20 protein-coding genes are annotated in these 22,481 nt (G+C 68.4%); 5 read left to right on the forward strand and 15 right to left on the reverse strand.

The window, feature by feature from the left end:
* Window positions 1-143 precede the first annotated feature (143 nt).
* The 6 genes from cimA to ureA form a co-directional block, all read right to left on the reverse strand.
* Window positions 144-1,757 (reverse strand): citramalate synthase, encoded by a 1,614-nt coding sequence (gene cimA, locus OG452_RS08815; RefSeq protein ID WP_327295048.1) that lies wholly within the window; start codon window positions 1,755-1,757, stop codon window positions 144-146.
* 361 nt (window positions 1,758-2,118) lie between these two features.
* Window positions 2,119-3,450: an MFS transporter gene (locus OG452_RS08820; protein ID WP_327295049.1), complete on the reverse strand. Its 1,332-nt coding sequence runs from the start codon at window positions 3,448-3,450 to the stop codon at window positions 2,119-2,121.
* 97 nt (window positions 3,451-3,547) lie between these two features.
* Complete coding sequence (locus tag OG452_RS08825) at window positions 3,548-4,153, reverse strand: TetR/AcrR family transcriptional regulator (protein ID WP_327295050.1); 606 nt, start codon at window positions 4,151-4,153, stop codon at window positions 3,548-3,550.
* A gap of 76 nt (window positions 4,154-4,229) precedes the next feature.
* Entirely contained in the window at window positions 4,230-5,243 is a 1,014-nt protein-coding gene (locus OG452_RS08830) for an agmatine deiminase family protein (RefSeq protein WP_327295051.1), read from the reverse strand.
* A gap of 91 nt (window positions 5,244-5,334) precedes the next feature.
* Window positions 5,335-6,999, reverse strand: coding sequence for an urease subunit alpha (locus tag OG452_RS08835; RefSeq protein WP_327295052.1), 1,665 nt, complete (start codon window positions 6,997-6,999; stop codon window positions 5,335-5,337).
* Window positions 6,992-7,693: an urease subunit gamma gene (gene ureA / locus OG452_RS08840; RefSeq protein WP_327295053.1), complete on the reverse strand. Its 702-nt coding sequence runs from the start codon at window positions 7,691-7,693 to the stop codon at window positions 6,992-6,994. Before ureA ends, OG452_RS08835 begins: the two co-directional genes overlap by 8 nt.
* A 153-nt stretch (window positions 7,694-7,846) precedes the next feature.
* Here ureA and OG452_RS08845 point away from each other — a divergent pair, with 153 nt between their 5' ends.
* Together OG452_RS08845 and OG452_RS08850 are read left to right on the forward strand one after the other, a co-directional pair.
* Window positions 7,847-9,295 (forward strand): cytosine permease, encoded by a 1,449-nt coding sequence (locus tag OG452_RS08845; RefSeq protein WP_327295054.1) that lies wholly within the window; start codon window positions 7,847-7,849, stop codon window positions 9,293-9,295.
* Window positions 9,296-9,306: 11 nt separating this feature from the next.
* Window positions 9,307-10,518 carry an amidase gene (locus OG452_RS08850; protein WP_327295055.1) on the forward strand — a complete coding sequence of 404 codons (1,212 nt, stop codon included), beginning with the start codon at window positions 9,307-9,309 and terminating at the stop codon, window positions 10,516-10,518.
* A 112-nt stretch (window positions 10,519-10,630) separates the two neighbouring features.
* Here the strand turns inward: OG452_RS08850 and OG452_RS08855 are convergent, their stop codons facing one another.
* Together OG452_RS08855 and OG452_RS08860 are read right to left on the reverse strand one after the other, a co-directional pair.
* Entirely contained in the window at window positions 10,631-11,737 is a 1,107-nt protein-coding gene (locus OG452_RS08855; RefSeq protein ID WP_327295056.1) for a branched-chain amino acid aminotransferase, read from the reverse strand.
* Window positions 11,738-11,964: 227 nt separating this feature from the next.
* Window positions 11,965-13,005, reverse strand: coding sequence for a 3-isopropylmalate dehydrogenase (locus OG452_RS08860; RefSeq protein WP_327295057.1), 1,041 nt, complete (start codon window positions 13,003-13,005; stop codon window positions 11,965-11,967).
* Between the two features lie 129 nt (window positions 13,006-13,134).
* Between OG452_RS08860 and OG452_RS08865 the strand changes: the two genes are divergently transcribed.
* Window positions 13,135-14,715, forward strand: a complete 1,581-nt coding sequence (locus tag OG452_RS08865) for a purple acid phosphatase family protein (protein ID WP_327295058.1) — start codon at window positions 13,135-13,137, stop codon at window positions 14,713-14,715.
* 127 nt (window positions 14,716-14,842) lie between these two features.
* On the opposite strand, the gene OG452_RS08870 is transcribed toward OG452_RS08865, so the two are convergent.
* Window positions 14,843-14,980, reverse strand: a complete 138-nt coding sequence (locus OG452_RS08870; protein WP_203599203.1) for a hypothetical protein — start codon at window positions 14,978-14,980, stop codon at window positions 14,843-14,845.
* Window positions 14,981-15,242: 262 nt separating this feature from the next.
* Between OG452_RS08870 and OG452_RS08875 the strand changes: the two genes are divergently transcribed.
* On the forward strand, window positions 15,243-15,590 hold the full coding sequence (locus tag OG452_RS08875) for a PadR family transcriptional regulator (protein ID WP_327295059.1): 348 nt from the start codon (window positions 15,243-15,245) through the stop codon (window positions 15,588-15,590).
* A 13-nt stretch (window positions 15,591-15,603) separates the two neighbouring features.
* Window positions 15,604-16,338, forward strand: coding sequence for a hypothetical protein (locus OG452_RS08880; protein ID WP_327295060.1), 735 nt, complete (start codon window positions 15,604-15,606; stop codon window positions 16,336-16,338).
* A 61-nt stretch (window positions 16,339-16,399) separates the two neighbouring features.
* On the opposite strand, the gene OG452_RS08885 is transcribed toward OG452_RS08880, so the two are convergent.
* The 6 genes from OG452_RS08885 to OG452_RS08910 form a co-directional block, all read right to left on the reverse strand.
* The gene (locus OG452_RS08885; RefSeq protein ID WP_327295061.1) at window positions 16,400-17,437 is read right to left on the reverse strand and encodes a hypothetical protein; all 1,038 of its coding nucleotides are present in this window, start codon (window positions 17,435-17,437) and stop codon (window positions 16,400-16,402) included.
* Window positions 17,434-18,111 carry a hypothetical protein gene (locus tag OG452_RS08890; RefSeq protein ID WP_327295062.1) on the reverse strand — a complete coding sequence of 226 codons (678 nt, stop codon included), beginning with the start codon at window positions 18,109-18,111 and terminating at the stop codon, window positions 17,434-17,436. The genes OG452_RS08885 and OG452_RS08890 overlap by 4 nt, the downstream gene beginning before the upstream one ends.
* Window positions 18,112-18,180: 69 nt before the next feature.
* A complete protein-coding gene (locus tag OG452_RS08895; protein WP_327295063.1) occupies window positions 18,181-18,504 on the reverse strand; it encodes a hypothetical protein in 324 nt (107 codons plus the stop codon).
* 39 nt (window positions 18,505-18,543) lie between these two features.
* Window positions 18,544-19,002, reverse strand: coding sequence for a hypothetical protein (locus tag OG452_RS08900; protein WP_327295064.1), 459 nt, complete (start codon window positions 19,000-19,002; stop codon window positions 18,544-18,546).
* A gap of 125 nt (window positions 19,003-19,127) precedes the next feature.
* Window positions 19,128-20,873, reverse strand: a complete 1,746-nt coding sequence (locus OG452_RS08905; protein WP_327295065.1) for a hypothetical protein — start codon at window positions 20,871-20,873, stop codon at window positions 19,128-19,130.
* Between the two features lie 245 nt (window positions 20,874-21,118).
* Window positions 21,119-22,372 (reverse strand): hypothetical protein, encoded by a 1,254-nt coding sequence (locus OG452_RS08910; RefSeq protein WP_327295066.1) that lies wholly within the window; start codon window positions 22,370-22,372, stop codon window positions 21,119-21,121.
* Window positions 22,373-22,481: the final 109 nt, after the last annotated feature.

Consider the following 22,481-nt stretch of genomic DNA (forward strand, 5'->3'; position numbering starts at 1 on the left):
CGCCGCCGCGGACGCGGCGGGAGCGGCTCCTGAAGCTTCTGCGCTGACCGTTCGTCCCGTCGGCCCGGCCCGGCCTGTCCGGCCGGCCGGGCCCGGGCCGGCAGCCGAGCCCGGCTCGCGGACAGTTCCTGCTACGCCGGTTCCTACTCCGCCGGTTCCACCCCGGCCCGCAGCAGCCCGTACGTGTACGCGTCCTCCAGCGCCTGCCAGGACGCGGCGATCACGTTCTCCGCGACGCCCACCGTCGACCACTCCGCCGTGCCGTCGCTGGTGGTGATCAGCACGCGGGTGGTCGAGTCCGTGCCGTGCCTGCCCTCCAGGATGCGGACCTTGTAGTCCGTCAGTTCCAGCCTCGCGAGCTGCGGGTAGATCCGCTCAAGGCCCACCCGCAGCGCCCGGTCGAGCGCGTTGACCGGGCCGTTGCCCTCCGCCGTCGCGACGATGCGCTCGCTCTTGGCCCACAGCTTCACCGTCGCCTCGTTGGCGTGCGTACCGTCCGGGCGGTTCTCCACGATCGCACGCCAGGACTCGACCCGGAAGTAGCGGCGGGCGCGGCCCTCCGCCTCCTCGCGGAGCAGGAGTTCGAAGGAGGCGTCGGCTGCCTCGTAGGTGTAGCCCTGGAGTTCGCGTTCCTTGACGCGCTCGACGACGCGGGCGACCAGCGCGCGGTCGCCGCCCAGGTCGATGCCGAGCTCCTTGCCCTTGAGCTCGATCGAGGCGCGGCCCGCCATGTCGGAGACGAGCATCCGCATGGTGTTGCCGACCTGCTCGGGGGCGATGTGCTGGTAGAGGTCCGGGTCGACCTTGATCGCGGAGGCGTGCAGGCCCGCCTTGTGCGCGAAGGCGGAGACACCCACGTACGGCTGGTGGGTGGAGGGCGTGAGGTTCACGACCTCGGCGATGGCGTGCGAGATACGGGTCATCTCGGGCAGAGCGCCCTCGGGGACGACGGTCTTGCCGTACTTGAGCTCCAGGGCGGCGACGACCGGGAAGAGGTTGGCGTTGCCGACGCGCTCCCCGTAGCCGTTCGCCGTGCACTGCACATGGGTCGCGCCCGCGTCGACGGCGGCCAGGGTGTTCGCGACGGCGCAGCCCGTGTCGTCCTGGGCGTGGATGCCCAGGCGCGCGCCAGTGTCCGCGATGACCGTGGCGACGACCGCCTGGACCTGGGCGGGCAGCATCCCGCCGTTGGTGTCGCAGAGGACGACGACATCGGCGCCGGCCTCGGCCGCCGCGCGTACGACGGACTTGGCGTACTCGGGATTGACCTTGTAGCCGTCGAAGAAGTGCTCGCAGTCGAGGAAGACGCGGCGGCCCTGCGCGCGGAGGTACGAGACGGAGTCGCGCACCATCGCCAGGTTCTCTTCGAGCGTGGTGCGCAGCGCAAGCTCCACATGGCGGTCGTGGGACTTGGCCACCAGGGTGATCACCGGGGCGCCGGACTCAAGCAGCGCGTTGAGCTGCGGGTCTTCCTCGGCGGGGGTGTTGGGCCTGCGGGTGGCGCCGAAGGCCACCAGCTGGGCGTGCCTGAAGTCGATCTCCTGCTGTGCGCGGGCGAAGAACTCCGTGTCGCGGGGGTTGGCACCGGGCCAGCCGCCCTCGATGAATCCCACGCCGAAGTCGTCGAGGTGCCGGGCGATCGTCAGCTTGTCCGAGACGGTGAGGTTGATGCCCTCGCGCTGCGCGCCGTCGCGCAGCGTCGTGTCGAAGACATGGAAACTGTCGTCCGTGGCCCTGGCCTTGGCCTCTGTGGTCATGCTGATCGACTCCTGTCGGATGGGTGGATCCGGAATGTCTGGCTCCACTTGCCCCCATCTTCGCGTGCGCCTCGTCCCCCGGCCGAGGTGGGGCCTGGAAACGAAAAAACCCTTCGCGGGTGCGAAGGGTTAGCGCGCGGGTCTGGGGCACGGTGGCCGCGCCGTACGGGTTGGTACGGGTGCGGTCACTGCGGACCGGCGCGCCTGCTGCCGATAATCATGGCGAACGAGGACACAGTCGCAGTCTGCCACACCGTCCACTCCCCGTAGAGGGAATCTCACGATGCGGTCAAGCTTCCGCGCGGGCGTGGCGCGGACCACGCCCGCGGATCCGGGGGTCCCGGCCGGACGCAGACGGGTCTCACAGCGCGGAAGGGCTTGTCTTTCCCAGGCCCTCCGGGGCACGGTCGGCCGCACCCAGCACAGCGGCCCGGTTCAGATCGATGTCGCGGGTCTCCCGCATCGTGAGATACACCACCAGTGAGACGGCCGCGCACCCGGCCACGTACCAGTAGAAGCCGGACTCGGCCCCGGCCTTCTTGAACCAGAGCGCCACATACTCCGCCGTCCCCCCGAAGAGCGCGTTGGCCACCGCGTACGGCAGGGCGACCCCCAGCGCGCGGATCCCGGTCGGAAACAGCTCCGCCTTCACACACGCGTTGATCGACGTGTAGCCGGTGACGAGGAGCAGCGCGAGCAGCGCCAGGCCGAAGGCCGGCCAGAACGTGCCCGCGTGCTTGAGCATCGTCATGATCGGCACGGTCAGGAACGTCGAGCCGACCGCGAACGTGATCAGCATCGGGCGGCGGCCGATCCGGTCCGAGAGGAGGCCCGCCAGGGGCTGGACGCACATGAAGACGAACAGCGCGCAGAAGCTGACCAGCGACGCGGTCGGCTTCGCCATCCCCGCGCTGGAGGAGAGGAACTTGGTGAGGTAGGTCGTGTACGTGTAGTACGCGACGGTGCCGCCCATGGTGAGCGCCATCACCAGCACCGCCTCCCTGCGGTGGGCCCAGAGCGCCCGGAGCGTGCCGCGGTTCTCGTCCGCCGCCGCGCCGGACTCCGCGTACACCTCGGTCTCCAGGAGCGAGCGCCGCAGATAGAAGACGACGGCCGCGCCGACAGCGCCCACGATGAACGGGACGCGCCAGCCCCAGCTGTGCAGCGCGTCCTCGGACAGGGTGCGCTGGAGGACGATCTGCAGTCCCAGGCCGACGAGTTGGCCCGCGGTCATCGACACGTACTGGAAGCTGGAGGCGAATCCACGCCGGCCGGGGGCGGACGCCTCGGTGAGATAGGTGGCGCTGGCCGCGTACTCACCGCCGACGGAGAGCCCCTGGAGCAGCCGGGCGACCAGCAGGACGGCGACGCCGCCGTACCCGGCGACCGCGTAGGTGGGGGCGACCGCGATGAGGATCGCCGACGCCGACATCAGGGAGACGGTGAGGGTCAGCGCGGCCTTGCGGCCCCTGCGGTCGCCGATCCGGCCGAGCAGCCAGCCGCCGACGGGCCGCATGAAGAACCCGACGGCGAAGATGCCCATGGTGTTCATGAGATTCGCGGTCTCGTTCCCCTTCGGGAAGAACGCGTCGGCGAAGTACACCGCGAAGGTGGCGTACACGAACCAGTCGAACCACTCGACCATGTTGCCGGCCGAGCCCACCCAGACTTTCTTCCACTGCTCTCGTCCCATGGGGATTCACGGTGGCGCAGGCGCCTGACGGCCCACAAGAGGGCCGCACGCAACGATCACGCGTACTTGTGTGCGTTGCGTTCCCCCGGCGTCCGGTTCACGGGGCGAGCGCCTCGTCTATGAACTCGCCGACATGAGCCAGGACTTGGGGCCTGCCCGAACCGGGAAGGGCCATCGCGACATGGGTGCTGAAGCCGTCGAGCAGCGCCCGTATCCGGGTCGCGAACCGCTCGGAGTCGACCGCGCGCAGCTCACCGCGCGACGCCCCCTCGACCAGCAGGGCGACCAGATCGCGGTGCCAGGACAGCTCGATGTCGAGCAGCCGGGCGCGGGTGTCGTCGTCGACGCCGTGCGCCCGGTTCCACAGTTCCAGCCAGAGCGACCAGTGCGGATCACGGGGGCCCGCGGGGACGTACAGGTCGATGTAGGCGTCGAGCCGTACACGGACCGGCACCTGCCGGGCGAGGGCCGCGCGGCGGTCCATGCCGAGCAGCTCCTCGCTCCATTCGAGGGTCTGGAGGAGGAGCTCGTCCTTGGAGCGGAAGTAGTACAGGAGGTGCCCGCTGCTCATCCCGACCTCGCGGCCGAGCCCCGCCATGGTGAGCTTCTCCAGGCCGCCGACGGCGATGCTGGCCATGGCCGCGGCCAGCAGGGTCTCGCGAGGCGGGGCGTTCTTGCGCGCGCGGGCCGCCGGTTCGTTCATGCCGCCCAGAATATGGGATGCGCCGGCGGCCGCCACGGGCCCGTCCTTGTCCAACGGTGAGCCTCCTGCCTCGGGACTAGCCGACGAGCGGCTGCTGCTGGGTGATGCAGTGGATGCCGCCGCCGCCCGCGAAGATCGTCCGGGCGTCGACCTGTACGACGGTCCGGTCCGGGAATAGCTCCTGGAAGATCGCCGCCGCCGCCTTGTCCCGGGGATCACCGAACGCGCAGAGCACCACTCCGCCGTTGCAGAGATAGTGGTTGATGTACGAGTAGTCGACCCACTCCCCGTCGGCCTTCAGGGTGGTCGGAGCCGGGACCTCCACCACCTCCAGCGGGCGGCCCTTCGCGTCGGTCTCCGCCCGGAGCTGGGCCACGATCCCCTTGCACAGCTCGTGGTCGGGGTGGGCGGGGTCGGGCTGGGTGTGGGCCACGATCACACCGGGTCGCGCGAACGCGGCCACGATGTCGACATGTCCCCGGGTGCCGAACTCGCCGTAGTCGCCGCTGAGTCCGCGCGGCAGCCAGATCGCCTTGGTGGTGCCGAGCCGGGCGTGGATCTCAGCCTCGACCTGTGCGCGGGTCCAGTCGGGGTTGCGCTCGGGGCCGAGCTGGACGGTCTCGGTCAGCAGGACCGTGCCCTCGCCGTCGACGTGGATCGCACCGCCCTCGTTGACCAGATCCGAGGTGAGGGTCTGGGCCCCGGCCAGGTCGGAGACGTACGCGCCGATCTTGGCGTCATGGCCCCAGCGGGCCCAGGACTGGGCGCCCCAGCCGTTGAACGTCCAGTCCACCGCGGCCAGCCGCTCGCCGTCGGTGACGAAGGTCGGGCCGATGTCGCGCATCCAGGCGTCGTCCAGATCGCGCTCCACCAGCTCGATGTCCGGGCCGAGCAGCTCACGGGCCTGGGCGGACTGGCCGGGGCCGGTCACCATCGTCACCGGCTCGAAGCGGCTGACCGCCCGCGCCACCGCGGCCCACGCCTCGCGCGCCTGCGCCAGGCCGACCTCGTCGTCGAAGGTGGGGTTGGGGCCGGGCCAGGCGATCCAGGTGCGCTCGTGCGGGGCCCACTCGGGCGGCATACGGAACATGGGCGGGTCCTCCGGGAGGTCGGTCTGACGCTGGTTGAAGGCTGAGCGGTGACAAGCTGCGGTGCAGAGGAAGCGGAGCGGAAGAGCAGGATCAGAGGAAGTACAGGCGGTTGAGCGAGACCGACTCCGCCGCCTCCGACTCCAGCGGATCGCCGTCGAGTGTGACGAGACCCGTGCGCTGGTTCACATCCACCTGTCCGGTACGGGAGTTGAGACGCAGGTCGGCCGGGCCGATGCCCCGGGTGTGGCGCACGGCGACGCGCCGCCGGCGGGTCGGCATGTGGTCGCTGCCCAGGTCTATGGCTGCCTGCGCCACGAAGGCCACGCCGAGATCGGCCGCCGTCGCCCCGTAGGAGCCGAACTGCGGTCCGAGGATCAGCGGCTGGCAGGTGTCGGTCGCCGCGTTCGGGTCGCCGGTCACGCCGTACGCCGGGAAGCCCGACTTGAGGACGAGCTGCGGCTTCGCGCCGAAGGAGTCCGGCCGCCACAGCACGATGTCCGCGAGCTTGCCGGTCTCGATGGAGCCGATCTCGTGGGCGAGGCCGTGTGCGATGGCCGGGTTGATGGTCAGCTTCGCCATGTACCGCAGGACACGGGCGTTGTCGTCGTCGCCCTCCGCGCCGCGTTCGGCCTTCATCTTCCCGGCCATCGCGAAGGTCCGGCGCACGGTCTCGCCCGCGCGCCCCATGCCCTGCGCGTCCGACGAGGTGATGCCGATGGCGCCCAGGTCGTGCAGGACGTCCTCGGCGCCCATCGTCCCGGCGCGGATCCGGTCGCGGGCCATGGCCGCGTCGCCCGGCAGGTCGGTCTTCAGGTCGTGTACGGAGACGATCATCCCGTAGTGCTCGGCGACCGCGTCCCGGCCGAACGGCAGCGTCGGGTTGGTGGACGAGCCGATGACGTTGGGGACCCCGGCCATCTTCAGCACGTTCGGCACATGGCCGCCGCCGCACCCCTCGATGTGGAAGGCGTGGATCGTGCGGCCGTCCAGGACGCTCAGGGTGTCCTCGACGGACAGGCACTCGTTCAGTCCGTCGCTGTGCAGGGCGACCTGGACGTCGTACTCCTCCGCGACGCGCAGCGCGGTGTCCAGGGCGCGGGTGTGCGCACCCATGTCCTCGTGCACCTTGAAGCCGGACGCGCCGCCCTCGGCGAGCGCCTCCACCAGCGGGGCCGGGTGGGACGACGAACCGCGGGCCAGGAAGCCGATGTTGACCGGCCAGGCGTCGAAGGCGTTGAACGCGTGGCGCAGCGCCCAGGGCGAGTTGACCCCGACGCCCCAGACCGGGCCGAACTCCTGGCCGATGATGGTCGTCACGCCGGAGGCGAGCGAGGCCTCCATGATGCGCGGTGAGAGCAGATGGACGTGCGCGTCGACGGCTCCGGCGGTGGCGATCAGCCCCTCGCCCGAGACGATCGAGGTGCCGGTGCCGACGACGACGTCGACCCCGTCGAGGGTGTCGGGGTTGCCGGCCCGGCCGATCGCCGCGATCCGGCCCTCCCGGATACCGATGGAGACCTTGCGGATGCCCTGCACCGCGTCGATCACCAGCACATTGCTGATCACGACGTCGCAGGTTTCGCGTACGGCGGCGGCCTTGAGGTGCAGTCCGTCGCGGGCGGTCTTGCCGAATCCGGCCAGGAACTCGTCGCCGGGCCGCTGTGCGTCGGACTCGACACGGACGGTCAGCCCGGAGTCACCGAGGCGGACCCGGTCACCGGCGCGGGGTCCGTGCACGGCTGCGTACTCACTCATTGTTCGGCTCCCGTCGTCCGGCTCCCAGATATCCGCAGGCCACCGCGCGCCGCAGGGCCTCTTCCTTCGCGCCGGGCGCGTCCAGTGGTCCGTCGACCAGCCCCGCGAATCCGATCGCGATCCGGTCGCCGCCGATCGCGATCAGCTCCACATCGGCGCTCTCGCCGGGCCCGAACCGCACGGACGAGCCCGCGGGCACGCACAGCCGCCTGCCGTAGGCGGCGGCGCGGTCGAAGTCCAGGCGGGGGTTGGCCTCGAAGAAGTGGAAGTGCGAGGTGACGCTGACCGGCACGGACGCGGTGTTGTGCACGGACAGCGTCACCTCGGGGACGGGGTCCTGGTAGCCGGGCCCCGACAGCACGGCGCCGGGCGCGTCATCGCCCAGCGAGCCGCCGCCGATGGGGTCGGTGACCACGGCGAGCCGCGATCCGTCGTCGAAGACGGCCTCGACGTTCACCTCGGCGACGACATCGGCGACACCGGGCAGCACATCGCCGGGACCGAGCACCGAGCGCGCCGCCTCGATCGCCTCGGCGAGGCGCCGCCCGTCACGGGCCGCCTCGCAGACCGTGTCGGCGATCAGCGCGGTCGCCTCGGGGACATTGAGCAGCAGCCCGCGTGCCCGGCGCGCCCGCGCCAGCTCCGCGGCGCCGAACAGCAGCAGCCGGTCGCGCTCTGTCGGGGTCAGTCTCACGCCCACTCGCTTCCATGAATCGTCCATTGATCATGTTTAGAACGCCACTCTAACTTCAAACAACAGTTATAGAAAGAACAGAAACCATTGACATGCCAAACCGGAAAGTCTCAGATTGAGCAGCACTCAAACAGACGAGCGGAGAGGTACCTCGTGCCGATCGAACAGCGCGGAGTCGACACCATCCCGGACGCGGAGCGAACCAGCGGTCCGCGCGATCTCATCAGCATCCTGCTGGGGTCCAACCTCTGCCTGGGTGTGATCATTTTCGGCTGGCTGCCGGTCTCCTTCGGCCTCGGCCTGTGGCCGGCCGTCACCTCCGTCGTGTCCGGCACCATCGTCGGCACACTGCTCACCGCACCGCTCGCCCTGGTCTCGCTGCGGACCGGCACCAACCTCTCCACATCGAGCGGCGCGCAGTTCGGCGTCCGCGGCCGGCTCATCGGCTCGATCGTCGGCCTGCTGCTCTCCCTCGGTTACACCGCGCTGACGCTCTGGACCGGCGGCGACGTAATGATCGGGGCCCTGTCCCGGCTGACCGGACTGCCGGACAGCGGCCTGATGCACGCCATCGTCTACGCGCTGCTCGCCGCCCTCACCGTCACCGGCGCGGTGTACGGATACCGGATCCTGCTGCGCCTCAGCAAGGCGCTCGCCATCGGTATGACGCTCCTGCTGGTGCTCGGGCTCTTCGCGTACGCCCCCCACTTCACCACCGCGGCCGCCCCGCACACCGGGTATCTGCTCGGCTCCTTCTGGCCCACCTGGTTCCTCTCGGCCGTCGCCGCCGGGCTCAGCGGCCCCATCGCCTTCATCACCCTGCTCGGCGACTACACCCGTTATGTCTCGCCGCGCCGCCACACCTCACGCGCGGTCCTGATCGCCACCTGTTCCGGCCTGATACTCGGGCTGCTCGTCCCGCAGCTCTTCGGCACGTACACCGCGCTCGCCGCCCGTTCCGCCGTCGACTTCGCGGGACCGCTCGTCACCGCGTCGCCCGGCTGGTACCTGATCCCGCTGCTGCTCGCGGCGTCTGCCGGTTCGGTCGGCAACGCCGGTCTCATGCTCTACTCGATGGGCCTGGACCTGGACGCGATCCTGCCGCGCGCCACCCGTGCGCGGGCGACCCTGGTGGTGGCCGGTGTCTCCACCTTCTTCGTCTTCATCGGCCACTTCGCCTGGAACGCCCAGTCGGCGATGACCTCGTTCGTGCTGCTGCTCACGGCCATCGGCACGCCCTGGGCCGTGATCACCGTCATCGGCTACGTCCGGTGCCGCGGCCAGTACGACTCGGAGGCCCTCCAGGTCTTCAACCGCCGCTCCCGGGGCGGGGTCTACTGGTACCGATCCGGCTGGAACGTCCGGGCGACGGTGGCCTGGGCGGCCGGCGCGGCCGTGGGTCTGTGCGCGGTCTCCACCCCGTTCTATGAGGGCCCCCTGCTGCACCTCACCGGCGGAGTGGACTGCAGCTTCCTCTTCTCCGGCGCGGTCGGCGGGCTGGTCTACGCGGCCCTGACCCGGCGCACGGTCTCGGCCGTCAGCCCCGCGGCGGCCCTGGCGGACCCTTCCGAGACCCCTGCCGGAGCGCTCGCGGAGTTGTAGCGTCGTGGCCCATGGAGCGTGAGATACAGGCTTTCGTCCCCGAACCGGGCCGCGCCGAACGGATCGCGGCCGAGACCGCGGCAGTCACAGCCCGCTGGCCCGACCCCGCGCACCGGCCGCCCCTCTTCGGCGTCCCGGTCGGCATCAAGGACATCATCCACGTCGACGCCCTGCCCACCCTGGCGGGTTCGGCCCTCCCGCCGGAGGCCCTGGCCGGACGCCAGGCCACGCTCGTCGACCGGCTGCGCGCTGCGGGGGCGGTGATCGCGGGCAAGACGGTGACGGCCGAGTTCGCGGTACTGGCCCCGGGGCCGACCCGTAACCCGCGCAACCTCGCGCACACACCCGGTGGATCGAGCAGCGGCTCGGCGGCGGCGGTCGCGGCCGGAATGGTCCCGCTGGCCGTGGGGACCCAGACGGTCGGCTCGGTGATCCGCCCGGCGGCGTACTGCGGGGTGACCGCCTTCAAACCGACGTACGGCCGCATACCGGTGGACGGCGTCATCGCGAACGCCCCGAGCTTCGACACCGTCGGCCTCTTCGCGGTGGACGTGGCCGGGCTGCTGCCCGCGCTCGCGGCGGTCTGCGACAACTGGCACCCGTACGGGCCGCCCGCGGGCACGGAGGACCGGTCGCCCGTTCTGCCGGTGCTCGCGGTGCCTGAAGGCCCGTATCTGGAGTGCGCGCAACCGGAGGCACTCGATGTCTTCGCGACCCGGGTGGAGCGGCTGCGCGCGGCCGGGTTCACCGTGCGGCGGATCCCGGTGATGGCTGACTTCGAGCAGGTCAGGGCCCAGCTCTTCACGATGAACCGCTACGAGGTGGCCCGTACCCATGCGGAGTGGTTCGCGGAGTTCGGCGCGCTCTACCGGCCCGAGACAGTACGGGCGATCCGGGAGGGCCAGGGCATCACGGAGGTGGAGTACGTCCGGGCCCAGCGGGAACGGGTCGCGTTCCGGGACCGGATGGCGGCGGCCATGGCCGGCACCGACCTGTGGATCACGCCGTCGGCGACCGGCCCGGCCCCGGTGGGGCTGACGACGACGGGCAGCTCCGTCATGTGCCTGCCCTGGAGCAACGCGGGGCTGCCGTCCCTGACACTCCCGGCGGGGCACGCGGGGAACGGCCTGCCGCTGGGCCTCCAGTGCGTGGGGGCGGCGGGGGACGACGAACGGGTGCTGGCCTGGGGGGCGTTGATCGAGACGGCTCTCGCGGAGGAGTGACCTCTGCACTCGATCGCGGAGGGGCTTGTGTTCAAGCCCCTCCGGAGATCGAGGAGAGCGGGGTCCGGGGCGGCGCGCCGTGAAAGGGCGGAGCCCCGGCACAAGGACCGCGTCAGCCCAGCGGGTGCATCCATCCGTGCTTGTCCTCGCCGATCCCCCGCTGGATGTCCAGCAGCGCGGCCCGCAGCGCCAGCGTGACCTCGCCGGGCGTACCGTCCCCCTGCATCCACTCGCCACCGGCCGACTTCACGGTGCCGACGGGGGTGATGACCGCCGCCGTACCGCAGGCGAAGACCTCGGTGAGCGAGCCGTTCTCGGTGTCACGGCGCCACTGGTCGATGGAGACCCGGCCCTCCTCCGCTTCGTAGCCGAGGTCGCGGGCGACGGAGAGCAGCGAGTCGCGGGTGACGCCCGCCAGCAGCGAACCGGTGAGCCGCGGCGTGACGATCTTCGGCTTGCGGCCGTCCCCGCCCCCGTACACGAAGCACAGGTTCATACCGCCCAGCTCCTCGACCCACTTGTGCTCGACGGCGTCGAGGTAGGCGACCTGGTCGCAGCCCTGGCGGGCGGCCTCGGCCTGGGCCAGCAGGGACGCGGCGTAGTTTCCGCCGGTCTTGGCCTCGCCCATGCCGCCGGGCACGGCGCGCACCCGGTCCTCGGAGAGCCAGATCGAGACCGGCTTGACGCCGCCCTCGAAGTAGGCGCCGGCCGGCGAGGCGATCACGATGAAGAGGTACTCGTTGGCGGGCTTCACGCCCAGACCGACCTCAGTGGCGATCATGAACGGACGCAGATAGAGGGACTCCTCGCCCCCGTGCGCCGGAACCCATGCCTTGTCCTGCTGGACCAGCGCGTCACATGCGTCGAGGAAGGTCTCGACGGGCAGCTCGGCCATGGCGAGGCGGCGGGCGGAGAGCTGGAAGCGCCTGGCGTTGGCCTCCGGGCGGAAGGTCGCGACCGATCCGTCGGGCTGGCGGTACGCCTTGAGCCCCTCGAAGATCTCCTGCCCGTAGTGCAGCGTCATGTTCGCCGGGTCCAGGGAGAGCGGCGCGTACGGAACGAGCTGGGCGTCGTGCCAGCCCCGCCCTTCCGTCCACTTGATCGTCACCATGTGGTCGGTGAAATGGCGGCCGAATCCGGGATGGGCCAGCAGCGCCTCCCGCTCCGCGTCGGACAACGGGTTGGATGAGGGCTTGAGCTCGATCGGGAGCGTCGTCATGAGTGGTATGTCCTTCACCGGTTGTTTGTGACGGACCGCGCTCACGCCACTACTAGGACGTCCGAGCTTCCCCACATACCGCGGCCCCACGTCCGATTATCGCTCGTGGGTGGCTGCGGATGAAAGGCGTGAATGCGGTCCTGGATTCGATGGTCGCACCCGGGACCGCAAAACACAGCCGCCGGGTGTCTGGGAGACCCGGCGGCTGTGGTGTATCAGTCGACGGGTCAGCCCGCTACTCGTACCGCGAGCGCGTCGCCGATCTGGTCGGTCGTACGCGGCTCCGTACCGCGCTCCGCCAGGTCCGCGGAGACCGCGTCCTCGATGCGGGCGGCCTCGGACTCGTGGCCCAGGTGGCGCAGCAGGAGGGCGACGGAGAGGATCGTGGCCGTCGGGTCGGCCTTGCCGGTGCCCGCGATGTCGGGCGCCGAACCGTGCACCGGCTCGAACATCGACGGGAAGGTGCCCGTCGGGTTGATGTTGCCGGAGGCCGCCAGGCCGATGCCGCCGGTCACGGCAGCGGCGAGGTCGGTCAGGATGTCGCCGAAGAGGTTGTCGGTGACGATGACGTCGAAGCGCTCGGGCTGCGTGACGAAGAAGATCGTCGCGGCGTCGACGTGCAGGTAGTCGGTGGTGACGTCCGGGAACTCCTGGCCCACCTTGTCGAAGATGTTCTTCCACATGTGGCCGGCGTAGACGAGGACGTTGTTCTTGTGCACCAGCGTCAGCTTCTTGCGCGGGCGCGCCTGGGCCCGGGCGAACGCGTCGCGGACGACCCGCTCGACGCCGTACGCCGTGTTCACGCTGACCTCGGTCGCGATCTCGGCGGGCGTGCCGGTGCGGAGGCTGCCGCCGTTGCCGGTGTACGGACCCTCGGTGCCCTCACGGACGACGATGAAGTCGATGTCCGGGCGGCCGGCGAGCGGGGTGGCCGTGTTCGGAAACAGCTTCGAGGGGCGGAGGTTGACGAAGTGGTCGAAGGCGAAGCGGAGCTTGAGCAGCAGACCGCGCTCCAGGACACCCGACGGCACGGAGGGGTCACCGATCGCGCCGAGCAGGATCGCGTCGTGCCGCTTGAGCGACTCCAGTTCGGCGTCCGGGAGGGTCTCACCGGTGCGGTGCCAGCGCTGGGCGCCGAGGTCGTACTCCTCGGTCTCCAGCTTCACATCCTGAGGAAGGACCGCGTTCAGGACCTTGAGGCCCTGGGCCACGACTTCCTGGCCGATGCCGTCACCGGGGATCACTGCGAGATTGAGGCTGCGAGACATGACGGCACCCTACTGCGCGTCCCAGGGGATGACATGTGGTGTCCATTATCCGGACACGAGATCTGCTGTACGGGCGCCGTTCACCCGTACGGCAGGATCCTGTCAGGCCGGCCGGGCACCTTGTCGGCCATGGACACACCTCGCTTCGGTATCCCCGAAAAGCTCGCCGGCCGGATGAGCATGGCCGAGCAGCACGAGTACCTCCGCACCCGGCTCAGCCGTCGCGGGGTTCTCCGTACGACCGCGGCAGGCGCAGCGGTCACCGTAGCCGGAGCCGGCACCACGCTGGACACGCAGGCCGCTTACGCCGCCCCCGCGCCCGCGCGCCGCCCCGCCCACTCGACGCCGGCCGTCGACGGTTCGCTGGTCGCGCCGTTCGGCAGGCACCTCTCCTACGGCGCGGACCCCAGGACGCAGATGCGGGTCTCCTGGCAGGTCCCGTTCGCGGTGAAGCGGCCGTACATCCGGATCGGCACCTCGCCGTCGGATCTGAGCCGGAAGATCGGCGCGGAGGTGCGGCACCTGACGACGCCCAGCCTGAACGGCGGCAGGATCGCCGCCGCCGAGCAGTTCTACGTCCACGCCGGACTCGACCGGCTGCGGCCGGGGACGACGTACTACTACGGCGTCGGGCACGACGGGTTCGACCCGGCCGACCACCGCAACCTGGGCACGCTCGGCACCTTCCGGACCGCCCCCTCCCGCGCCGAGTCCTTCACCTTCACGGCCTTCGGCGACCAGGGCGTCAGCTACCACGCGCTCGGCAACGACCAGCTGATCCTGGGCCAGAACCCCGCGTTCCACCTTCACGCGGGTGACATCTGCTACGCGGACCCGTCGGGCTCCGGCCAGGAGACGGACACATACGACGCGCGCACCTGGGACCAGTTCCTGGCGCAGACGGAGACCGTCGCGAAGACGGTGCCGTGGATGGTGACCACCGGCAACCACGACATGGAAGCCTGGTACTCCCCCGACGGCTACGGCGGCCAGAACGCCCGCTGGACGCTGCCGGACAACGGCCCCGACCCGGTCGACCAGCCCGGCGTTTACTCGTTCGTGCACGGCAATGTCGGAGTCGTGGCGCTGGACGCCAACGACGTCTCGTACGAGATCCCCGCCAACTACGGCATCAGCGGCGGCAAGCAGACCCGCTGGCTCGACCGGCGCCTGGGCGAGCTGCGCGCGGACCGCGACGTCGACTTCGTCGTGATCTTCTTCCACCACTGCGCGTTCTCGACGACGAACTCGCACGCGTCGGAAGGCGGGGTGCGCGAGGAGTGGGTGCCGCTCTTCGAGAAGCACCAGGTGGACCTGGTCATCAACGGGCACAACCACGTGTACGAGCGCACGGACGCGATCCTGCGGAACAAGGTCGCGCGCAAGGTGCCGGTCGGCGAGCGGACGGATCCGACGCGGGACGGCATCGTGTACGTGACTGCGGGCGGTGCGGGCAAGTCGCTGTACGACTTCCCGGCGCCCGACAGTTACGAGGGACACGTCCACGAGCAGGAGAGCGTGCCCACCTACCACTGGGTCAAGGGCGGCGCGAAGGCGACCGAGACCGTGGAGTGGTCGCGGGTGCGCTACACCGGCTACTCGTTCCTCGCGGTGGAGGTGACGACCGGCAGAGGGGCGGCGCTGAAGGTCAGCGCGCTCGCTGAATCGGGCGAGCGCATCGACCACTTCGAGATCCGCCGCGGCGACTGACGGCCGGCCGGCCGGCCACGGTATCGTCGTCGTTTCGCTTCTGCTGTTTCGCTTCACGACCGCCCTGGGCCGTACGGCGCGGGGCGGTTGTGCGGGCGCGCGCTGATGAGGGCGGCTCGGCCCCCAGTCAGTGCCCGGTGGAGCCGCCGTTGTCACGGCGGTCGAGGGCGCGCTGGAGGGCGGCTGCCGCGTTCTTGCGGTCGGACTCGCCCGAACGTGCTGCACGGGCGGTGTGACGGACGCGGCGGACTGTCGTCTCGGCCATGGGGATCGACTCCTTGAAGCAAGGGGGATATCGATGCGCCGGAGGGGCGGGGAGCCTGCGCCGCAGGGGTTACCTGCTTCAGGGCGCTGCTCACGACCGCCAGTCGCTGGGTCGAGCGAGACGTTCGGCTCCTCTCAAGCTAAGGGAGCCGGGGCTGGTCTGTCTGCACAATTACTCGGACTTCCTACTATCTGAGACGCGATCATGAATCGACATCACCATCTAGGTTGCTTCCCTACCTAGATGGTGATGCACTGTCGGCATGGCCGCAGACCGCAGATCCAGCTGGCTCAAGGGCGTCCTGGACCTCCTCGTCCTCTCCTGCCTCACCGGCGGCGAGAGTTACGGATACGAGATCGCCAAGGCGCTCGCCGCCGCCGGACTCGGCGAGATCAAGGGCGGGACGCTCTATCCCGTACTGAACAGGCTGGAGGAGGCCGGTCTCGCCACCGGGGAGTTCCGTGCCACGGAGCGGGGGCCGGGTCGGCGCTACTACCGCCTGACCGGAGCAGGCCGAAAGGCGCTCACCGAACAGAGCGCCTCCTGGCTGGAGTTCCACAGGGCCGTACAGACCACGCTGTATCCAGGGGGAACAGCGGACATGCCATGAGCAGGGGGATGCCATGACGGGGTATTTCGACGAACTCGCCGCCGCACTGCGCTCGCGCGGCAGGCCCGGGGCGGAGGTGGCGGCTACCGTCGCGGACCTCTCGGGCTATCTCGCGGAGACCGGCACGAGCCCGGAGGAGGAGTTCGGCCCGGCCGGACTCTTCGCGGAGCGGCTCACCGGGAGCGGCGGGGCGCAGGAACCAGGGGCCGGGGCCGAGACCTGGAAATGGATGTGCGACATCTATACCGACCGCCGGCACCTCAACTCCTACGGGGACCAGGGCTGGGAAGTCGAGGGGCTGGACCGGCTCGGCCGTTTCGTCTGCCGCCGCGACCGGGACGCGCCGATGCGCTGGGAGTACCGGCGGGAGGCCGCGAACGGCGCAGTGGAACGTGACACCCTCGCGGCCGGCCTCGCCCCAGACGGCTGGGAACCGTGCGGGCACTGGGTCTTCTACATGTACTTCAAACGCCCCAAGGCCGCCGAAGCGGGCCCGGCCGCCGCACTGGACACCACCCCGCGGACCCCGGACCGGCATCTCTTCTTCGGCGACCGGTACCGCGGCAAACTGAAACAGTCGGGCCTGGCGGGAGTGCTCTCGGCCGCGGTGACGGTCGCGGTCATCCAGTTCGGCGGCGACATCTCCGCGCTCCCGATCCTGATCGGCGCCGCAATCGCCGCGCCAATCGCCGGCTACTTCGGCTGGCAGCGCGTGAAACGGGACGTCATCAGGGGCGTCGAGGACTGAGGACGCCTCGGCTCGCCCCGGTAGACTGGGCCGGGGCCCGGCAACGGGAGCGGGAGCGGGATCAGCGGTTGACGGCCTGAATCTCCTGAACTGTGACGGGCTGGTCGTGACCGTACTCACCGTCGGGAAGCGATCCCCCCGCACCCCCGGTCCCGGTCCAGCTGATCCTCCAGGTGGCGGTGGCCCGCAGATTGAAGGTGCCGCCCCCGGAAGAGCGCTGGTAGACGACGCCACAGGGCGGAGTCTGATTTGCCTTCCCCCGCGCATACGGTTCGCCGATGGAACCGTCGCTGTTGAGCGCGCATCGACCGGACGCGGGGAGCACCTGTGCGTCGTCGGTGCCGGGGTCCAGACTGAGCGAGTCCGCCGTGGCCGTCGTCGTCGCCTCGGCGTGGAAGCCGCCGATGTCGAGTGAGGCGGTGACCGAAATGGGTTTGAAATCGGCCTTGTCCAGCCATGCCCAGGTCGGCAGATTGACCTTACTGGCACCGGCCGGGGCGAGACTGACCTTGGTTCCCGGGACCTGCATCTGCTGGTAGGCCAGTCCGGCGAGCGTCTCGGGTTTGATGGCCTCCGGGACGTCGGGAGTCTCGCCCTTCTTGACCCAGAACGGGTCCTTGTCGCACTTCATCTGGTCGGCAAGTGAGGCGTCGTCGTTGAACTGGGGCCCCCACCACATCCCCTCTTTCTCCTTGTCAATGTTGTAGTTGTCGCCGGCGTATTTCTGGTTCTGGTCAGAGATTTCCCCCCGGACATCATTGGGGAGGCCCGGGTCATGAACGGCCGAGACATAGACGCCCTGCCGGAACTGCTGAAATTCGGTGGCGGACCACTCCGGGGCGTACCAGCACGCGGGCGGGGTCCAGTTGGAGTCGGTGGAAGCCAACGGGCCGGAATGGACTCCGCTGTTGCCGGACGAGTGGTACTTGATGGATACCTGGGAAGTGATGGTCCGGTTGGGTCCCTTAGTAGCTTTGGAGCTGGGACTGCTGGTGGAGCTGGAACTGCCAGCGCGTTCCGCTGTGGCCGACGCAGAAGCCATCAACACAAATGCGCAGCCGATTACGGAGACCAGGGCAGATTTGCGTGTGGCCGTCACATGCACTGCGTCGCCTCTCCCTTCACGTTGACCTCTTTGGCGCGCCACAGTCCATTGACACCGTCCGCAGCCGTCATTCCGATCTGCCAAAAGTAGTAGTCTTTAACGCTCTTCGTGGTGCGGAGAACTTTGCCACTCTTGACGATCTTGCTGTAGAACTTCGAGCCATCACTGCAGAAAGTAACGACAACACTCTTACTGTTCTTTACGGGCTGCACCTTGGGATCGTAATACTTCCTCTCGCCAGTGTCGGTCATACCGACATCGACACTCTGCGCGATCTGGCCACGCGCATACTCCTGCGCAGGACTCTGGAATTCGGAATAGAACTTGTAGGCAGCGTCGTTCTTATTCTGCTTGATGATTCCGTGCTCGATGGCAAGAATGAAGTTCTTGGCATCCGCCAAGGCTGCCGCCTGATCCGGAACCGTTACATGCGCTGGAGCGAACGCATATTTGACATCACCAGGAAGCTTCAAATCCGGCCGATCGATACCAGCCCCCTTGCTCGGCGCAGGCGTACTCGGCGCCGCGGTCTTCTTCGCTCCCCCGTCATCCGCGCCCGCGATCTTGTCGTTGCCCGAGCCCTTGCCCCCACCTCCGCATCCGGTCAGCAACAGGGCAGCGGCCGCAGCGAAGGACACGGCGACGGGCAGGACACGACTGCGGTTCACTGGTAACTCCCGGTGGGGCGAGGGTTTCTTTGAGTCAAGGGATCGTACTAGCAGCGGCCACGCAGACGTTCAGCCCATCCGCCCGGCGAGAATCCGCCGCTCGGTGTCGGCCTCGGCCTCCGTGACCTCCTTCGGGTGAGCGGCGCGCTCGCGCTGCACATCCGCGAGGAAGCCATGCGCCTGCTTGGACAGGTCGGTGTTGGCACCGTGGAGATCACTCCCCCAGGCCCGGGCGTTCTTCCCGACCCAGACCTCGCCCTTGCCACTGGCCATCTGCTTGTCGGCCGTCTTGAGGGCATCTGCCACGGAGGCGATGTCCTTGGACACCTCCTTGCAGAGAGCGTCCAGCTCCTGCCAGATGGGGCTGGGGACCTTCTTCGATTTATCAGTCACCACGTCATCCTTAGGCGTGTCGAGGTGTGCACCGGCCCGCTACGGGGCGCCCGGATCAGGAAAACCAGTAGGAACTGGGGAAGCGGAAGCATCCTTCGGGTCATACTTGTCGCTCGATTGACTGCCATAGTCACGAAGGAGATCCTTCTTCGCGTTCCCCACCGGCGTGCATGCGCTCCGAGTCCACAGCGAGAACCGCGGCCCTTGGTCAGCCTCCCGCTGAAGAAACACAAGCACGAGCGTCACATCGTGCGCCTTGCCGGAATAGGCATTCTTACCGGACGCATGAAGATTCCAACCTGCGCCGCTCACTTTATTTTTCAGTGAAGCCAAAAATTCCGCATCACCTACCTTCTGCGCCCCTTCGGTGAGAGGTGAGTAGATTTCATACATGGCCGATTTATCAACATCACCACCGGTGCATTCGGTGAATCGACCAGATGCCGTCATTCCCTCTTCACCAATGGCGCGGTAGATCTTCCAATAGGACTCAGCCACCGGACGGCGCGCCCGCTCTGCATCTTTCTTTCCGTCCGCAGCGTTCGCCCCACCTCCGCCACACGCACTGAGGACCGATGCGAGTGCAGCAATCGAAACACAGAGAAGGCCAGTCCGCTTCATTATCACGACGCTCCGGTGAGGCGAGCCAACTCAAGTTGACTGTAGGTTTCTTCGGACGCGTTGGCGACACTCTTGTCGTTCAACCAAGCGTTGTAGGCCAACTTCTGCTCTGCGGACGCGTCGGCCACTAGCCCTCCAGAATCATCAAGGAATTTCTTTCCGCCACAGTACTCATCCGCATACTGTCCGGGGTTCCCCAGGTTGTGATTCTTCTTGAACTCTGTCTTTACTGCCGCAGAATACTCATCACGCCACCCCTTGTACGGAGCCTTATCTTTCTTCTTGTCCGCCTCAGCCGGATCCACATTTCCAATGAACACTGAAAGTGCATAGTTGACGGCCGCCTTGGAAATATTCGCAGCAGCCTCATTCGGCGCGAATGCGACCTCGATTCCCGCACCAGTCACAGCCGTCAGCTGGCCCTGGACTGTAGAGTTCCATTTGTCGGCCTTGGCTGAATCCTCGGCCTGAATCTGGCCAAACACTTTCTTCGCCTCAGCGCCGAATATCCCATCGAGCATTCCCTTGGCCCGAGTCGCCTGCGCGTTGTCCGGATTGTTGTCCAATATGTCCTGACCCTGCTGACTACTCATGGCCATCATCGTGGTAGTGGCGTCCGGATTTCGCATGGCCTCGTCGATGAACGCCCGAAGATTGTCCTCGCTCACCGAGACATGCCCCGAACCGGGGTCCGCCGGGGCAGGATCCGTCAGGATGCTCTGAACGTCGTCCCAGTGATACGTGACGATGTCGCCGAACGCTTTCTGGATCTCCGAGTGAGTGTGCTCGTCCGAGTGGTTGGCGTAGTAGTTGATCAATTTTTCCGAATTGTCGGCCGCGACGTTCGCGTCCGCACCCGGGCCGTCAAGCGTCCCCGCCCTGATGACTCCGGCAAACACCTTCGCCTGAAAGTCCGGCATCCCCCCGTGGTGATCCGAGTCGTCCTTCATCCACCCTGGGATCCGGTCCATGTTCTCGTGCAGGAACTTGGTCGCCGCCGCGGGCTCGTTGCCCATCGCGTCCCAGACCTTCTCCCCGTACATGTAGTTGCCCGGGTTGAGGCACTGCTTACCGAGGTTCGCCACCACGTCCGACGGGAAACTGGCATGGCCGACCAGGCCCGAAAGGTGCTGGAGGTCCTCGTTGCCGTTTTCGTCCTTGAACGTGGTGCCGTTCCGCATGGCCGTGGCCACCGTCGTAGCAAGGACGGATATGCCAGCATCCGGATTACCGGGGTCGTACATCGCCGGGCCGTCCTGGAGCTGATAGAGCGCGGTGTCGCCGAGCTCAGCCATCGCAGCCTTGCAGTAGTCCGGGTCGGTCTGGTTGGCCGCGAGCATCTTCATGTACTCGTCGAGACGCATGTCGCCGTCTTTGTAGGCCTTGGCGTCCTTCTTCGCGGCCTTCTGGGCGGCAGCCTGCGTCTTGTACTTGCCCAGGTCGCCCGCCCCAGACGTGACCATTCCGGCGCCCAGTCCTGCGTCCTTGTCCAGCTTCTCCTCGTCCATCGCCAGGCTGTGGCGGCGCCGGAGCATGGGCAGTTGGCCGTGGGCCCACGTGAGGTGGCCGGTCATCTTCGACAGGCGGGTCGTGTCCATCTGGAGGCGACGCGCGTGGCTCATCCAGCTGTTGATGTGGGGCTGGCCCGCCGCAGCACCGTCACCGGAATTGGTGTTGATCGACTTGATGAGGTCACCGAGTCTGTCCGGGTTGATGCCCTGGAAATCTCTACCGGCATCCGGATCCATCTACGTCCCCCTGTGTCGATGACCAAGAAAGTGAAGTTGTTGCGAGGCGTGCGCGCAGTAGCTGCGGGCAGCACAGAGCACCTCCCCGATCCTGTGGACGCTATCTGTCGTGTCCATGGTTTCGCCAGTGCCAACGCTGTTCACGCCAGCCAGCCCGCGTACCAGAACGCCCCGGCTCGCCCCGACTTCACATAGATGTCGGAGCAAATCCGGGGCGCCCTCAGGACCCGTCCCTACGGGACTACCTACCGCACCTTGGCGCCATGCCTGCGGCGCAGGGCGAATACCAGGCCCCCGCCCAGTGCCACCGCAGCCGCGCCCGCTCCCGTGATCAGCGGGGTGTTGCCGGCGCCTGTCGACGCCATGGTGCCGGTCGCGTCGCCGCCCGTCGTGGACGCGGCGCCCGTGGTGCCCGCGCCGCCGGTGGACTGGCCGTGGGTACCGCCCGACGTGCCCGTGGAGGCGGTGCTCGAACCGGCGGTCGTGCCCGCAGTCGAACTACCCGCCGAGGAGCCGCCGTTGGAGCCGCCCGCCGAAGCGGAACCGGATCCGGGACTCGTACCCGTACCCGTGCCCGAACCGGAGCCCGGCCCCGTGACGTCTATGACGAGCTTCGCCTTGTCGTTGGCGGGGTTCTTGTCGAAGACCGGGTGGATGTCGTACGCCGAGGTGGCCTTGACCTCGCTCGACGTGTCCTTCGCGCCCTTCTCGATCTTCAGCACGAACTTGTACGCGTGGAGCGAGCCCACCTCGTATATGTGGTCGGCCGGCAGGCAGACGTACTTCCGCTTGCCGGGCGCGGAAGGCCCGCTCGGGCCGTCGATCGCGAACGGCTGGCAGTCCTTCGGGACCTCGACGGCCGTCGTGCCCTTGGGGATGTCGACCATCACCGCCGGCTGGTCGTCGCTGGTGTTGTTGTCGATCCAGCCCGGGCCGTCGTTGCGCAGGCCGGCGGTGACCGTGACCTGGTCGCCCGGCTTGCCCTTCGCGGTGTCACCGACCGCGGCGAGGTCGGCCGTGCTGTCCGCCGTGACGGCCAGCGACCGGTAGCTGAGGGCGGTCGACCCCGACGCCGGGTTGCCGCCTGCGGTGCCGGTGCCGTACTCCACGTTCTCCATCAGCGCCTTCGGCAGCACCTTGAAGTTGATGGGCGCGGTGAAGTGCTCGCCGGGGTCGAGGACTTCGTCGAAGTGGCAGAGCGCCACGGAGACCTGGTCTCTGTCGGTGGAGTACGTACAGCCCGCGGCGTGCTCGGGGAAGGCCAGGCCACGCGTGATCCGCAGCCGCATCGTGACGCCGTCGGCGGGTGCGTTGCCCTGGTTGGTGAAGGTCAGGGAGTCCGTCCGGACCTCGCCCGGCTTCCACGGATCACTGGACAGCTCGGACACCACGAGGGCCGGGGCTGCCGCGTCATCGGCATGCGCCTGGACGGCCGGCGCGAGGGCTACGGCGAGCAGGGCCGCCGCCACGGCGGACACGGAGCTGATGCGGTGGCGCAAAGTGATTCTCCAGCATGGGGTCGTGAACGCGTATCAGCCCTTTGATGCTCGAATGACGAGAGAGGTTGTCCGCATCCACCGGACCATCACCAATCCGGCACAACTCCAC

It is taken from the genome of Streptomyces sp. NBC_01197 (assembly GCF_036010505.1).
In the GTDB taxonomy this organism is placed as follows: Bacteria; Actinomycetota; Actinomycetes; order Streptomycetales; family Streptomycetaceae; genus Streptomyces.

Excerpts from the sequence above, each read along its gene's own strand:
- OG452_RS08860 (WP_327295057.1), bottom strand. The coding sequence starts at position 13,005 with ATGTCTCGCAGCCTCAATCTCGCAGTGATCCCCGGTGACGGCATCGGC.
- OG452_RS08835 (WP_327295052.1), bottom strand. The coding sequence starts at position 6,999 with ATGAGTGAGTACGCAGCCGTGCACGGACCCCGCGCCGGTGACCGGGTC.
- OG452_RS08855 (WP_327295056.1), bottom strand. The coding sequence starts at position 11,737 with ATGACGACGCTCCCGATCGAGCTCAAGCCCTCATCCAACCCGTTGTCC.
- OG452_RS08870 (WP_203599203.1), bottom strand. The coding sequence starts at position 14,980 with ATGGCCGAGACGACAGTCCGCCGCGTCCGTCACACCGCCCGTGCAGCA.
- OG452_RS08865 (WP_327295058.1), top strand. The coding sequence starts at position 13,135 with ATGGACACACCTCGCTTCGGTATCCCCGAAAAGCTCGCCGGCCGGATG.
- OG452_RS08825 (WP_327295050.1), bottom strand. The coding sequence starts at position 4,153 with ATGAACGAACCGGCGGCCCGCGCGCGCAAGAACGCCCCGCCTCGCGAG.
- OG452_RS08905 (WP_327295065.1), bottom strand. The coding sequence starts at position 20,873 with ATGGATCCGGATGCCGGTAGAGATTTCCAGGGCATCAACCCGGACAGA.
- OG452_RS08830 (WP_327295051.1), bottom strand. The coding sequence starts at position 5,243 with ATGTTCCGTATGCCGCCCGAGTGGGCCCCGCACGAGCGCACCTGGATC.
- OG452_RS08880 (WP_327295060.1), top strand. The coding sequence starts at position 15,604 with ATGACGGGGTATTTCGACGAACTCGCCGCCGCACTGCGCTCGCGCGGC.
- cimA (WP_327295048.1), bottom strand. The coding sequence starts at position 1,757 with ATGACCACAGAGGCCAAGGCCAGGGCCACGGACGACAGTTTCCATGTC.
- OG452_RS08820 (WP_327295049.1), bottom strand. The coding sequence starts at position 3,450 with ATGGGACGAGAGCAGTGGAAGAAAGTCTGGGTGGGCTCGGCCGGCAAC.
- OG452_RS08875 (WP_327295059.1), top strand. The coding sequence starts at position 15,243 with ATGGCCGCAGACCGCAGATCCAGCTGGCTCAAGGGCGTCCTGGACCTC.
- OG452_RS08850 (WP_327295055.1), top strand. The coding sequence starts at position 9,307 with ATGGAGCGTGAGATACAGGCTTTCGTCCCCGAACCGGGCCGCGCCGAA.